Annotated in this window: 6 protein-coding genes, 1 tRNA gene and 1 rRNA gene; 7 read left to right on the plus strand and 1 reads right to left on the minus strand. The window is 68.2% G+C overall.

The genetic code is table 11. The annotated features are described in order from the left end of the window. The 3 genes from rrf to ACIBK0_RS24960 all read left to right on the plus strand — a co-directional run. A 5S ribosomal RNA gene (gene rrf / locus ACIBK0_RS24950) occupies positions 1-95 on the plus strand; the annotation flags it as partial. 114 nt (positions 96-209) lie between these two features. Further along, the gene (locus tag ACIBK0_RS24955) at positions 210-872 is read left to right on the plus strand and encodes a DegT/DnrJ/EryC1/StrS family aminotransferase (RefSeq protein WP_399084522.1); all 663 of its coding nucleotides are present in this window, start codon (positions 210-212) and stop codon (positions 870-872) included. Positions 873-956: 84 nt separating this feature from the next. Next, a tRNA-Thr gene (locus ACIBK0_RS24960) sits at positions 957-1032 on the plus strand. Between the two features lie 64 nt (positions 1033-1096). Here ACIBK0_RS24960 and ACIBK0_RS24965 read toward each other — a convergent pair. Beyond that, a complete protein-coding gene (locus ACIBK0_RS24965) occupies positions 1097-3844 on the minus strand; it encodes a SpoIIE family protein phosphatase (protein WP_399083980.1) in 2748 nt (915 codons plus the stop codon). Positions 3845-4162: 318 nt separating this feature from the next. Here ACIBK0_RS24965 and ACIBK0_RS24970 point away from each other — a divergent pair, with 318 nt between their 5' ends. From ACIBK0_RS24970 to ACIBK0_RS24985, 4 genes are all read left to right on the plus strand, one after another. After that, entirely contained in the window at positions 4163-9667 is a 5505-nt protein-coding gene (locus tag ACIBK0_RS24970; protein WP_399083983.1) for a HAMP domain-containing protein, read from the plus strand. A gap of 339 nt (positions 9668-10006) precedes the next feature. After that, entirely contained in the window at positions 10007-10690 is a 684-nt protein-coding gene (locus ACIBK0_RS24975) for a two-component system response regulator (RefSeq protein ID WP_399083986.1), read from the plus strand. Positions 10691-10923: 233 nt separating this feature from the next. Beyond that, positions 10924-13653 carry a DNA translocase FtsK gene (locus ACIBK0_RS24980; protein ID WP_399083989.1) on the plus strand — a complete coding sequence of 910 codons (2730 nt, stop codon included), beginning with the start codon at positions 10924-10926 and terminating at the stop codon, positions 13651-13653. A gap of 265 nt (positions 13654-13918) precedes the next feature. Next, the gene (locus ACIBK0_RS24985) at positions 13919-14773 is read left to right on the plus strand and encodes a helix-turn-helix domain-containing protein (RefSeq protein ID WP_399083992.1); all 855 of its coding nucleotides are present in this window, start codon (positions 13919-13921) and stop codon (positions 14771-14773) included. Positions 14774-14798: the final 25 nt, after the last annotated feature.

The following is a 14798-nucleotide window of genomic DNA, read 5'->3' on the forward strand; positions in this document are numbered from 1 at the left end:
AAACGCCCGGTTACATTCCGAACCCGGAAGCTAAGCCTTACAGCGCCGATGGTACTGCAGGGGGGACCCTGTGGGAGAGTAGGACGCCGCCGAACAATTATTCAAAGAGCTGGTCCCTGAACTTCGGTTCAGGGACCAGCTCTTTTTTGTTTTGCGTCACTTGGCGTTCACGTTGCGCGACAAGCATCCGCCGTATGAGTACTGCTGCAATGCTCAGGGCCGCGGGTGTCGGAGCCGGTGACGAGGTCATCGTGCCGGCGTTCGGGAACGTCGAGGTGGCCGAGGCCGTGACGCAGGCCGGGGCGACGGCCGTCTTCGCCGACATAGACCCGGCGACATACTGCCTCGACCCGAACTCGGTCGAGGCGGTCATAACTCCCCAGTCGGTGGCCATGGTTGTGGTTCATCGCTTCGGTCGGTCGGCCGACATGGTGCGGCTGCGGGGGATGGGACTGCGGCACGGGTTCCTGGTGCTGGAGCAGGGTGAGTCCGTGGCGCCGTACGACGAGATAGCGCAGCGCAGGGAGCGGGCCGTCTACCTTGACGGGCGGTTGAGCGGTGTGCGGACGCCCGACGGTGGTGACGGGCACACCTACCAGCAGTACGTCGTGCGGGTGCCGGGCAATGGGCGGCCGGACAGGGACGCGTTCGCACGGGCCGTGCGGGCCAGGGGAGTTGAGTGCTGGGTGCCGGTGAAGACTCCCGTGCACCGCATGCCGGCATTCCGTCGGGACGTGCACCTGCCGGAGACCGAGCGGGCCGCGGATGAGACTCTCGCGCTGCCGGTCGATGCCTCTCTGACCAAGCGCGAGATGCAGCGGATCGTCTCGGCGTGCAATGCGCTCGGTGGACTGCTTCAGCCTGCCTTCTGACCCACCGAGCGTGGTTGGGAACACGCTTCTGTTCGGGGTATGATCTATTCCGTTGCCGCGAGGGAAACCTCGAAATGGCAACTGGCCCCTATAGCTCAGTCGGTAGAGCGTCTCCATGGTAAGGAGAAGGTCAACGGTTCGATTCCGTTTGGGGGCTCCATCAGGAAAAGGCCTCCGCCCTTACGGGCGGGGGCCTTTCTCGTACCCCGAGGCCATGCCGTGCCTCAGTCCTTGTGGAGACCGGGAACCCGCATCGCCAGAATCGCCATGTCGTCGGACGGGGCGTCGGAGGCGAAGCGCTCGACCGCGCGCATGATGCGGGCGGCGACCGCGCCCGCCGTCAGACCCGTGCACGTGGTGAGGACGTCCGTGAGCCCGTCGTCGCCGAGCATGCGGGTGCCCTCGCGGCGCTCCGTGACGCCGTCCGTGACGCACAGCAGGACGTCGCCCGGATCCAGCGTGACCGTCTGCTCGTACAGCTCCAGGTCCTCCATGACGCCGAGCAACGGCTGGGGTTCGGCGGCCGGTTCGACCGTGCCGTCCTGGCGCAGGCGCAGCGGGAGCGGGTGGCCGGCGCACACCACCTTCAGCAGTGCGCTGCCGTCCTCCTGGGGCCACAACTCGCCGTACAGGAGCGTCAGGAAGCGGCTGCGGGCGCCCTCGTCGAGGATCGCGGAGTTCAGGCGCTCCAGGACGGCCGGGCCGCCGTAGCCCTCGCGGGCCAGCAGCCTGAGCGCGTGCCGGGCCAAGCCGGTTACCGCCGCCGCCTCCGGGCCCGTACCGCAGACGTCGCCGATGGCGAAGCCGTATGCGCCGTCACGGATCGGGAAGAGGTCGTAGAAGTCGCCGCCGACCTCGTTGCCCTCGCCGGCCGCTCGGTAGATGACCTCGACCTCGACGCCCTCGATGTGGGGGAGTTCGGGGGGAAGGAGGCTGCGCTGGAGGGACTGGCTGATGGCCACGCGCTCCGAGTACAGGCGGGCGTTGTCCAACGCCAGGGCGGCCCTGCGTGAGAGGTCTTCGGCCAACTCCAGGATTTCCTGGCGGAAGTGTTCGTCCGACGGCTTGCCGAGTGTCAGCATGCCGATGACGCGGTTGCGGGCCACCAGGGGGAGTACGACTGTCTCGCCGCCGACCGCCGAGGCCGTCGCCAGCGTCGTGCCGATGCCGGAACTCACCGGCGAGGACTCGCCCAGGCCCAGGCTGCGCATAGAGGTGCGCAAGGCCGCCTCGTGGGCCGCTTCGGCGGGTGCCGACCAGACGCGGGCGCCCGGGGTGGGGACCGGGTCCGGTGGGGCGATCTTGGAGAGCAACGCCTTGAGGCCGTCGATGCGTTCCTCGTCCTCGTGCAGGACGTACGAGAGATACGGATCCGAGGCCTGGTCGGCGATCGTGTAGACGGCGCACCAGGTGGCGAGGGTCGGCACCGTCATCTGGGCCATGAGGGCCAGGGTCTGGTCGCGGTCCAGGGTGCCGGCGAGGAGGTCGGAGGCCTCCACGAGGAAGGACAGTGAGCCCCGGCGCAGGCGTTCGAGTTCGCCCAGCCGGGCGGACTCCACCGCGAGCGCGATGCGGTCGGCGGCGAACTGGAGGCGCAGGGCCTCCTCGTTGGAGTATCTGCTGGGTGACTCGGCCGCGACGCCGAGTGAGCCGGTGAGGCGTCCTTCGACCTTCAGCGGGACCGTGACGACCGAGCGCATGCCAGTGCCGCTCAGCAGCGGGACGGCGCCCGGAACGACCGTCAGATCCTCGTGCACGGCGGGCATGCGGGCCGAGCCGTAGCGCCCGGGGCCCGCCTCGACGGGGACGCGGGCGAAGCGCTGGCGGGCGGAGGGGAGGCCCGTCGAGGCTCGTACCTCCAATTCCGTTTCGTCGTCGGTCGCGAGGAGCAGGAAGGCGGAGTCGCCGTCGAGCATGTCGCGGGCGCGTTCCACCGTGCGCTGGAGGAGGCCGTCCAGGTCGTCGGGGGCGGGCGAGCCGATGAAGACCTCGAAGGGGTCGGAGGCCTGGCCCTCGGAGCTGGTGGTCGTGTCGCTGGCGTTGACGCGCAACGGGGTCTGCAGGACGGCGCGTTCGTGGTCGCGTACGAGAAGGCAGACCGTGGAGGGTTCGCCGCCGGTGTCACGGACCCGAAGGTGTGAGGCGTAGACGGGGGTGACGCGCCCGTTGGCGCCGCGGATGCCGTAGCTGCCTTCCCAGCGGGAGAGTTGGAGGGCCTCGACGATGCCGGTGCTGGTCCCGGGGGTGTGCGGCCAGGCGGCGAGGTCGGTGAGCGGTTTTCCGGTGACGTGCTCGGCGGCGTACCCGAAGAGCTCCTCCGCGTCCTCGTTCCAGGCGTTGATGGCGCCGACGCGGTCGATCTGGACGACTGCGACGCGGACGCGGCCGTCGGCGAGCGGGAGGAGATCGGCGGGGAGGGAGGGACCGGCGGTGCGGGTGCCCACGGGACGCTCGGGGAGGTCGAGCTGGAACCAGACCTGCTTGTGGGTGGGCGTGTACTCGACACCCCAGCGGCCCGCCAGCGCCGCGCACAGCTGGAGACCGCGGCCGCCTTCGCGGTCGGGGCTGCCCATGTTCACAGCCGTCGCCTGGAGTGGAATTTCACGTTCCGGGTAGCGGTCCGCCACCTCGATGCGTACGCCGTCGTCGCTGCGCAGACACAGAACGTCCGCGGAGGTGCCCGCATGCACGACAGCGTTGGTGACAAGTTCGCTGGTGAGGACCACGGCATCGTCGACGATGTCGGCGAAGCCCCAGCCCTGCAGGGTGTCACGGACAAAGGAGCGGGCGGTCGCGACCGATCGCCCCAGGGGATCGAAACTGGCGGCCGCGCGCGCGGTGATCACAGAACTCCTTGTCCGGTTGTCGGCGTGCAGGGCTCCGTGGCCGACCTGCTCCTGCCGTGGCAGAGCGTGGTTCCCCGTCGGCCGAGGATCCTGGGGCGGTCCCCCAGGATGCAGTCCGGTGGTCATGGTGCGGCGCCCCTCCGATGCCTGCCCGCTCGTGCTCGTGCCACCGCCCAGGCCGGACGGGACCGGCACGGCTGGACAGCCGCATGCAAGGTTACTTACCTTCGCCGTCCATGCGGATGCCGGTCGCCTGTGTTTCCGTCCGGAGGGTGTGCGGACGATGTGCGAAGCTGCCGAACTGTTATGGCCTGGTTCAGCCAGGGTGAAACACTGGGCAAGCTCCAAGAGACGGTTCGGGCAGGCTGAGTGCCTTCCAGCACGCCGAGCAGAAGTACCCGAGTACGCCGAGCAGTAACGGTCGACCCTTGCGGGAGGGACACAGTGGAGTCTGGCGCAGCGACGCGGGGCACTAAGACGCGCGCGAAAGGCGGACAGTCCCTGAACAACGAGCGCACACCGCGCAATGGCACCACCGAGGTGGACACGGCGGCCCTGAACCGGTTGCTGGCAGCCCTGGTGTCGATGCGGGACGGCAACTTCCGCAAGCGGCTCACGGTCTCCGGCGACGGAGTGATGTCCGAGATCGCGGCGGTCTTCAATGAAGTGGCTGACCGAAATTTGCATCTCACGGGTGAGTTGTCGCGCGTACGTCGCATGGTGGGACGTGAGGGAAAACTCACGGAGCGGCTGGAGGCGGGCGCCTGCGAGGGCTCGTGGGCAGCGGCGATCGACGCCTCGAACGCGCTCGTCGACGATCTCGTACGGCCTGTCTCCGAGGTCGGCCGGGTGCTGTCCGCGGTCGCGGAGGGCGACTTGTCGCCCCGCATGGAGCTGCGGGCACAGGCGGCCGACGGCAACGGGCATCCGCTGCGCGGAGAGTTCCTCAAGGTCGGGCGGACGGTCAACAATCTGGTCGACCAGCTGTCGACGTTCACCGACGAGGTCACGCGGGTGGCCAGCGAGGTGGGTACCGAGGGCAAGTTGGGCGGTCAGGCGCGGGTGCGCGGGATGTCCGGTTCGTGGAAGGACCTCACGGATTCGGTCAACACCATGGCGTACCGGCTGACGGCCCAGGTGCGTGACATCGCTCTCGTGACCACGGCGGTCGCCAAGGGTGACTTGTCCCGGAAGGTCACGGTTCACGTGGCCGGCGAGATGCTGGAACTCAAGAACACCGTCAACACGATGGTGGACCAGCTGTCCTCCTTCTCCTCCGAGGTGACGCGAGTCGCGCGTGAGGTGGGCACCGAGGGCGAGCTGGGCGGTCAGGCACAGGTGCCCGGTGTGGCCGGTGTGTGGAAGGACCTCACCGATTCGGTGAACCTCATGGCCGGAAACCTCACGGCCCAGGTGCGCGGGATCGCGCAGGTGACGACGGCGGTCGCCAGCGGTGACCTGTCGCAGAAGGTGACGGTTTCCGCACGCGGCGAGGTCGCGCAGCTCGCCGAGACGATCAACCAGATGACCGAGACGCTGCGGACGTTCGCGGACGAGGTCACGCGGGTGGCCAACGAGGTCGGCGGCGAGGGACGGCTCGGTGGCCAGGCGAATGTGCCGGGTGCGGCGGGGACCTGGAAGGACCTGACGGACTCCGTCAACACGGTCTTCCGGAACCTCACGACCCAGGTGCGCGACATCGCCGCGGTGACCACCGCCGTGGCCAACGGTGACCTCTCCCAGAAGGTCACCGTCGATGTCGCCGGCGAGATGCTGGAGCTCAAGAACACCGTCAACACGATGGTCGACCAGCTGTCGGCGTTCGGTGCCGAGGTCACGCGCGTGGCGCGCGAGGTCGGTGTCGAGGGTGAACTGGGCGGCCAGGCACAGGTGCCGGGCGCGGCGGGAACATGGAAGGACCTGACGGACTCCGTCAACACGGCGTTCCGGAACCTCACCGGCCAGGTGCGCAACATCGCGCAGGTGACGACGGCGGTCGCCAACGGCGATCTGTCGCAGAAGGTCACGGTCGATGTCTCCGGCGAGATGCTCCAGCTGAAGAACACCGTGAACACGATGGTGGACCAGCTCTCCTCGTTCGCCGACCAGGTGACACGGATGGCCCGTGACGTGGGTACGGAGGGCCGCCTCGGCGGTCAGGCCCGCGTGGACGGTGTGTCGGGCACCTGGAAGGAACTCACCGACTCCGTCAACTTCATGGCGGGGAACCTGACTTCGCAGGTGCGGCAGATCGCGCAGGTCACGACGGCGGTGGCCCGGGGTGACCTGTCGCAGAAGATCGATGTGGACGCGCGCGGCGAGATCCTGGAGCTGAAGAACACCATCAACACGATGGTCGACCAGCTCTCCGCCTTCGCCGACCAGGTGACCAGGGTCGCCCGCGAGGTGGGTACGGAAGGCCGCCTCGGCGGTCAGGCGCAGGTGCCCGGCGTCGCCGGTGTGTGGCGCGATCTGACGGACTCCGTGAACGGCATGGCGGGCAACCTCACCGCCCAGGTGCGGAACATCGCGCAGGTCGCGACCGCGGTGGCCCGGGGTGACCTGTCGCAGAAGATCGATGTGGACGCGCGCGGCGAGATCCTGGAGCTGAAGAACACCCTCAACACGATGGTCGACCAGCTCTCGAACTTCGCCGAGCAGGTCACGCGGGTGGCCCGCGAGGTGGGCACGGAGGGCATGCTCGGCGGGCAGGCCGAGGTGCAGGGTGTCTCCGGCACCTGGAAGGACCTCACCCAGTCCGTGAACTTCATGGCGAACAACCTGACCATTCAGGTGCGCAACATCGCCGAGGTCACGACGGCGGTCGCGAAGGGCGACCTGTCGAAGAAGATCACCGTCGACGCCAAGGGCGAGATCCTCGAACTCGTCACCACCGTCAACACGATGGTCGACCAGCTGTCCAACTTCGCCGAGCAGGTGACTCGGGTGGCCCGCGAGGTGGGCACCGAGGGCAACCTGGGCGGTCAGGCGCGGGTGCCGGGTGTCACGGGCATCTGGAAGGACCTGAGCGACAACGTCAACGTGATGGCCAACAACCTGACCAACCAGGTGCGGAACATCTCGCAGGTCGCGACGGCGGTGGCCAACGGCGACCTCACCAAGAAGGTCACGGTCGAGGCGAGCGGCGAGGTCGCCCAGCTCGCCGACACCGTCAACACCATGGTGAAGACGTTGAGTTCGTTCGCCGACCAGGTCACCCGGGTGGCCCGCGAGGTGGGCACGGACGGCATTCTCGGCGGCCAGGCGCGCGTGCCGGGCGTGTCCGGTACGTGGAAGGACCTCACCGAGTCCGTGAACGGGATGGCGTCCAACCTGACCGGCCAGGTGCGCAACATCGCGATGGTCACCACGGCCATCGCCAAGGGCGACCTGACCAAGAAGATCGACATCGACGCGCGCGGCGAGATCCTGGAGCTCAAGACCACCATCAACACGATGGTCGACCAGCTGTCGTCCTTCGCCGAGGAGGTCACTCGAGTGGCCCGCGAGGTGGGCACCGAAGGGCAGTTGGGCGGCCAGGCGCGCGTACGCGACGTCGACGGCACCTGGCGCGACCTCACCGAGTCGGTGAACGAGATGGCCGGGAACCTGACCCGGCAGGTGCGTGCCATCGCGCGCGTGGCGACCGCGGTGACCCGCGGCGACCTGAACCTGAAGATCGACGTGGACGCCTCCGGCGAGATCCAGGAACTTCAGGACTACATCAACAAGATGATCGCCAACCTGCGCGACACCACCATCGCCAACAAGGAGCAGGACTGGCTGAAGGGCAACCTCGCGCGCATCTCCGCCCTGATGCAGGGCCGCCGCGACCTGGACGACGTGGCCTCGCTGATCATGAGCGAGCTGACGCCGGTCGTCTCCGCGCAGCACGGTGCGTTCTTCCTTTCCATGCCGCTGGTCGACGGCAAGGAGGCGGGCAACGACGAGGACGCGTACGAGCTGCGCATGCTCGGCTCGTACGGCTACTCGATGGGCTCCATGCCGACGTCCTTCCGGCCCGGTGAGGCGCTGATCGGGACGGCGGCCCAGGAGAAGCGCACGATCCTCGTGGAGAACGCGCCGAGCGGCTATCTGAAGATCTCCTCCGGGCTCGGCGAGGCGCCCCCGGCACAGGTCATCGTGCTTCCGGTGCTCTTCGAAGGGACCGTGCTCGGTGTCATCGAGCTGGCGTCCTTCACGCCGTTCACGCAGATCCAGAAGGACTTCCTGAACCAGATCGCCGAGATGATCGCGACGAGTGTCAACACCATCTCCGTCAACACCAAGACGGAGGTGCTGCTCCGCCAGTCGCAGGAGCTCACCGAGCAACTGCGGGAGCGTTCGGCCGAGTTGGAGAACCGGCAGAAGGCACTCCAGGACTCGAACGCGGAGCTGGAGGAGAAGGCCGAGCTGCTGGCCCAGCAGAACCGCGACATCGAGGTGAAGAACACCGAGATCGAGGAAGCCCGGCAGGTCCTGGAGGAGCGTGCCGAGCAGCTCGCGGTCTCCATGCGCTACAAGAGCGAGTTCCTGGCGAACATGTCGCACGAGCTGCGTACGCCGCTCAACTCCCTGCTGATCCTGGCCAAGCTGCTCGCCGACAACGCGGACACGAACCTCACCCCGAAGCAGGTCGAGTTCGCCGAGACGATCCACGGCGCCGGCTCGGACCTGCTCCAGCTCATCAACGACATCCTCGACCTGTCGAAGGTCGAGGCGGGCAAGATGGACGTGTCGCCGACGCGCATCGCGCTGGTCCAACTCGTCGACTACGTAGAGGCCACTTTCCGTCCGCTGACGGCGGAGAAGGGTCTCGATTTCTCCGTACGCGTGTCGCCGGAACTGCCCGCCACACTGCACACCGACGAACAGCGGCTCCTCCAGGTGCTGCGCAACCTGCTCTCCAACGCGGTGAAGTTCACCGACTCCGGAGCGGTCGAATTGGTGATCAGGCCCGCCGGTGCGGACGTTCCGGTGGCCATCCGGGAGCAGCTCCTGGAGTCCGGTTCGCTGCGGGACGCGGACGCCGATCTGATCGCGTTCTCCGTGACGGACACCGGCATCGGGATCGCGGCCAGCAAGATGCGCGTCATTTTCGAGGCCTTCAAGCAGGCGGACGGCACGACGAGCCGGAAGTACGGCGGTACGGGGCTGGGGCTGTCCATCTCGCGGGAGATCGCGCGGCTGCTGGGCGGTGAGATCCACGCGCAGAGCGAGCCGGGGCGCGGCTCGACGTTCACGCTGTATTTGCCGCTGCACCCGAGCGAACTGCCGCCGCAGGGCTATGGGCAGCTCGCGCCGGCGCTGGAGGCCGGGGAACTGCTGGCCTCCGAGGCGGAGCTGTCCGGCGCCGACATCGAGACGCCGGCCGAGGTGAAGTCGTACCGGGAGACGCAGAACGGGCCCGCCGCGCTCTTCAGGAGGCGCCGCAGGGCGGTGTCCGCGGTCGAGCAGCGCAGCGCCCTGCCGGGGCAGGGGCAGCCGAACGGCGCCGCAGGGGCGGCCCAGGAGCAGTGGGCGGCCGCGGGCCGGCAGGACGCGGAGCCGCAGCCGCGCCGCGGCATCCGGTTCGAGGGCGAGAAGGTGCTGATCGTCGACGACGACATCCGCAATGTGTTCGCGCTGACCAGCGTCCTCGAGCAGCACGGACTCTCGGTGCTGTACGCCGAGAACGGCCGCGAGGGCATCGAAGTCCTGGAGCAGCACGATGATGTGACGGTTGTCCTGATGGACATCATGATGCCCGAGATGGATGGTTATGCGACGACGACGGCGATTCGCCGGATGCCGCAGTTCGCCGGGCTGCCGATCATCGCGCTCACGGCGAAGGCGATGAAGGGCGACCGGGAGAAGGCCATCGAGTCGGGTGCCTCCGACTACGTGACGAAACCGGTCGATCCCGATCACCTGCTCTCTGTGATGGAGCAGTGGATGCGTGAGGAGTGACAGACTGGTGTCCGAGTCCGGTCGCTACGCGGTGTCAGCGACCGGAGCGCCGGCCGTGCGCGCCGAACCGGTGGCGCGACGGGCCCGGCGTCGGATAACTGACTGTGGCCGAGGCCGTGTAGAAGTGCGGGATTCGGGGAACCTTCTGGTCTCCCGCTACGTTTCTGCTACGTGCACAGTGACATCGCGGTGACAGGGTGTGGCGACAGGCGGGGTGCGGCTACCATGACCGGCACAAGGACGGGCGGCGCAAGGGAGTCGTCCCCTGGGGCGGCGTCCGGTGCTTCCCCAAGTCCTGCGGACAGGGGAGGCCCCATGCCGGGGCGAGGAGGGCGGGCCATGGTGCAGAAGGCCAAGATCCTCCTGGTCGATGACCGGCCGGAGAATCTGTTGGCGCTGGAGGCGATCCTCTCCGCGCTCGATCAGACACTGGTACGGGCATCGTCCGGGGAGGAAGCGCTCAAAGCACTGCTCACGGACGACTTCGCGGTCATTCTGCTGGACGTCCAGATGCCGGGCATGGACGGTTTCGAAACCGCCGCGCACATCAAGCGGCGAGAACGGACCCGGGACATCCCGATCATCTTCCTCACCGCGATCAACCACGGCCCGCATCACACCTTCCGGGGGTACGCGGCGGGTGCGGTGGACTACATCTCCAAGCCGTTCGACCCGTGGGTGCTGCGCGCGAAGGTCTCCGTCTTCGTCGAGCTCTACATGAAGAACTGCCAACTCCGGGAGCAGGCGGCCCTGCTGCGGCTCCAGCTGGAGGGCGGGGGCAAGGCGGCGCTCGGCGACACCAAGGAGCCCGCCGGACTCCTCGCCGAACTCTCCGCGCGGCTCGCGGCCGTTGAGGAGCAGGCCGAGGCGCTGTCCAAGCAGCTCGACGACGACTCGGCCGACGCGGCGGCGGTGGCGACCGCAGCCCATCTCGAACGCAAACTCACGGGATTGCGCAGGGCGCTGGACGCGCTGGAGCCGGGCACGGGGAGCGGCGCACCTTCGGTGCCGTCGCAGAGCTGAGTGCTGTTCCAGCGGAACTGAGGGCTGCTCCAGCAGAGCGGAACTGAGTGCTCTCCAGCGGAAGTGAGTGTCGCTTCAGCAGAACTGGGCGCTGCAGTCGCGGAACTGAGCGCCATCGAGCTCTGCGTCTCGTGTGAGCCGACGTCAGTTTCGGTCCTCGGCAACGGCGACACGAACGGGTGAAGCACTGGGCACACGTGTCCGCTGTCGTCTCCACCGGTAACCTCACACACATGGCCTCACGTCAGTCCGCAGCCAAGAAGCCGCCCGCGAAGAAGGCGGCCGCTCCGACGAAGGCTCCGGCGAAGAAGGCCCCCGCGAAAAAGGCAGCCGCCAAGAAGGCGCCCGCCAAGAAGGCCGCGGCGAAGAAGGCCGCTCCCCCGCCGGCGCCCAACCCGACCGCGGGCGTGTACAAACTCGTACGCGCCGTGTGGCTGGGCATCGCCCACGCCGTCGGGGCGATGTTCCGCGGCATAGGGCGGGGCGCCAAGGGACTCGACCCGGCGCACCGCAAGGACGGTCTCGCGCTCCTGTTGCTCGGCCTCGCGCTGATCGTCGCGGCGGGTACATGGTCCAATCTGCGGGGCCCCGTGGGTGACCTCGTCGAGCTGCTGGTGACCGGCGCCTTCGGCCGTCTCGACCTGCTCGTCCCGATACTGCTCGGCGTCATCGCGGCCCGGCTCATCCGGCATCCCGAGAAGCCCGAGGCCAACGGCCGCATCGTGATCGGCCTGTCCGCGCTCGTGATCGGTGTGCTCGGCCAGGTCCACATCGCGTGCGGGGCGCCCGCGCGCAGCGACGGCATGCAGGCGATAAGGGACGCCGGTGGACTCATCGGCTGGGGCGCGTCCACCCCCCTGACGTACACGATGGGTGACGTCCTGGCCGTACCGCTTCTCGTGCTGCTCACTATCTTCGGGCTGCTGGTCGTCACGGCGACCCCGGTCAACGCGATTCCGCAGCGGCTGCGGCTCCTGGGGCAGAAGCTGGGCATCGTTCAGGCCGACGTCGATGAGGACGAGTTCGGCGAGGACGACGAGCGTTATGACGAGCAGTGGCGCGAGGCGCTCCCCGCGCGCTCGCGGCGGCGCTCGAGCGACCCCGAGACGTACGACCCCGACAGCGCCGAGCAGGAGGCGCTCACCAAGCGCCGGGGCCGCCCCAGGCGGCCCGCGGTGCAGCAACCCGACATGCATCGGCCGATGGACGCGGTGGACGTCGCCGCGGCCGCCGCTGCCGCGCTCGACGGTGCCGTGCTGCACGGCATGCCGCCCTCGCCGCTGGTCGCCGATCTGACGCAGGGCGTCTCCGTGGAGCGCGACGGGTACGAGGAGACGACGCCGGTACCGGCCGCGCGCACCAAGAGCTCCAAGCCGCCCAAGCAGGAGGCCCTGCCGGTCGAGAGCGTCGTGCCCGACCTCACCAAGGCCGCGCCCGACGGGCCGCGCGAGCTCCCCCCGCGTGCCGAGCAGCTCCAGCTGTCCGGCGACATCACCTACTCCCTGCCGTCGCTCGACCTGCTCGAGCGCGGCGGTCCTGGCAAGACGCGCAGCGCCGCCAACGACGCTGTGGTCGCCTCGCTCCAGAACGTCTTCATGGAGTTCAAGGTCGACGCCGCCGTCACCGGTTTCACACGCGGTCCGACGGTCACGCGCTACGAGGTCGAGCTCGGCCCCGCAGTGAAGGTCGAGCGGATCACGGCGCTCACCAAGAACATCGCGTACGCGGTCGCCAGCCCCGACGTGCGGATCATCAGCCCGATCCCCGGCAAGTCGGCGGTCGGCATCGAAATCCCCAACACCGACCGCGAGATGGTCAACCTCGGTGACGTGCTACGCCTCGCGGACGCGGCCGAGGACGACCACCCGATGCTGGTCGCGCTGGGCAAGGACGTCGAGGGCGGCTATGTGATGGCCAACCTCGCGAAGATGCCGCACGTGCTCGTGGCCGGAGCCACTGGTTCCGGCAAATCCTCGTGCATTAACTGCCTGATTACGTCCGTCATGGTCCGCGCGACCCCCGAGGACGTGCGGATGGTCCTCGTCGACCCCAAGCGGGTCGAGCTGACCGCGTACGAGGGCATCCCGCACCTGATCACACCGATCATCACCAACCCGAAGCGGGCCGCCGAGGCGCTGCAATGGGTCGTGCGGGAGATGGACCTGCGCTACGACGACCTCGCGGCGTTCGGCTACCGGCACATCGACGACTTCAACGAGGCCATCAGGAACGGCAAGGTGAAGCTGCCCGAGGGCAGTGAGCGTGAGCTTTCGCCGTACCCGTACCTGCTGGTGATCGTCGACGAGCTGGCGGACCTGATGATGGTCGCGCCGCGCGACGTCGAGGACGCGATCGTGCGCATCACTCAGCTCGCGCGTGCGGCCGGCATCCACCTGGTGCTCGCCACGCAGCGGCCCTCCGTCGACGTCGTCACCGGTCTGATCAAGGCGAACGTGCCCTCCAGGCTCGCGTTCGCCACCTCCTCGCTCGCCGACAGCCGGGTCATCCTCGACCAGCCGGGCGCCGAGAAGCTGATCGGCAAGGGCGACGGGCTCTTCCTGCCGATGGGGGCCAACAAACCGACCCGTATGCAGGGCGCCTTCGTCACCGAGGACGAGGTCGCGGCGATCGTCCAGCACTGCAAGGACCAGATGGCGCCGGTCTTCCGGGACGACGTCACCGTCGGCAGCAAGCAGAAGAAGGAGATCGACGAGGACATCGGTGACGACCTCGATCTGCTGTGCGCCGCTGCCGAGCTGGTCGTCACTTCGCAGTTCGGGTCCACCTCGATGCTCCAGCGCAAGCTGCGCGTCGGATTCGCCAAGGCCGGACGGCTGATGGACCTCATGGAGTCCCGCGGCATCGTCGGTCCCAGCGAGGGCTCCAAGGCACGTGACGTTCTTGTGAAGGCTGACGAGCTGGATGGAGTGCTCGCCGTGATTCGTGGGGAAGCTGAAGCTTAAGGAAAACGGGACAGGTCGGTCACGCCACGGGTGGGTCGGCGACAATAAAGTAATCGAACGTGACTCACCCGTAAGTGATCGGCGAGCAACCGTTTCCCTCCGTCGTACGTCAAGTTGAGCGAGGGGACACGTACATGTCCCAGCATCAGGATGACCGGCCATTCTGATGGCGTACAAAGTGCTACCGCCCGGTTGCCCCACCCTTTCGTACCCCCCCTAGACTGAACTTCCAGCACAGGTGGCTACACGCTCGAAAGGCGCCCCCGTGTCCATCGGCAACTCCCCTGACGGCAACTCCCCTGAAGACGAGCGTCCGTTCGAAGACGACCGCGCGGCCGAGCAGTTTTCGATCGGCCGTGCCCTGCGGCAGGCACGCATCGAGGCCGGGCTGACCGTCGACGAAGTCAGCAACGCCACCCGGGTCCGCATCGCCATCGTCCAAGCGATCGAGCAGGACGACTTCGCCCCCTGTGGCGGCGACGTCTACGCGCGCGGTCACCTCCGGACCCTGGCACGCGCCGTGCGCCTCGATCCGGCCCCGCTGCTCGCCCGCTACGACCTCGAGCACGGCGGGCGCCCCGCACCGACGCCGGCCGCCCCGCTCTTCGAGGCGGAACGTATCCGTCCCGAGCGGCGCGGGCCGAACTGGACCGCCGCCATGGTCGCCGCCATCGTCGCGGTGATCGGCTTCGTCGGGTTCACGGTGGTCAAGGGCAGCGACAGCGGGGACGACACGAAGACGCAGGTCGCCGAGGGGTCCACGCCGACCACCAGCAAGCCCGTGACCAAGCCGACCGAGACCAAGCCCGCCGATCCGAAGCCGGACCCGTCCGACAGCGCCATCGCGGCCGCCCCGCAGGACAAGGTGACCGTGCAGGTCAGCGCCGCGGACGGACGTAGCTGGATCTCCGCCAAGGACCACAACGGCCGCATGCTCTTCGACGGGCTGCTGAAGCAGGGCGAGTCCAAGACCTTCCAGGACAGCTCGAAGATCAACTTGATCCTCGGCGACGCCGGCGCGATCCAGCTCTACGTGAACGGCAAGAAGATCGAGGACGACTTCCAGCCCGGCGCGGTCGAGCGCCTCACGTATACAAAGGGCGACCCCCAGGTCGGATAAACGGTCCGAAGGGGCGTGCTGGTAC

The sequence above is a fragment of the Streptomyces sp. NPDC050564 genome (assembly GCF_044457265.1).
GTDB lineage: Bacteria > Actinomycetota > Actinomycetes > Streptomycetales > Streptomycetaceae > Streptomyces.

Excerpts from the sequence above, each read along its gene's own strand:
- ACIBK0_RS24955 (WP_399084522.1), top strand. The coding sequence starts at position 210 with ATGCTCAGGGCCGCGGGTGTCGGAGCCGGTGACGAGGTCATCGTGCCG.
- ACIBK0_RS24965 (WP_399083980.1), bottom strand. The coding sequence starts at position 3,844 with ATGACCACCGGACTGCATCCTGGGGGACCGCCCCAGGATCCTCGGCCG.
- ACIBK0_RS24975 (WP_399083986.1), top strand. The coding sequence starts at position 10,007 with ATGGTGCAGAAGGCCAAGATCCTCCTGGTCGATGACCGGCCGGAGAAT.
- ACIBK0_RS24980 (WP_399083989.1), top strand. The coding sequence starts at position 10,924 with ATGGCCTCACGTCAGTCCGCAGCCAAGAAGCCGCCCGCGAAGAAGGCG.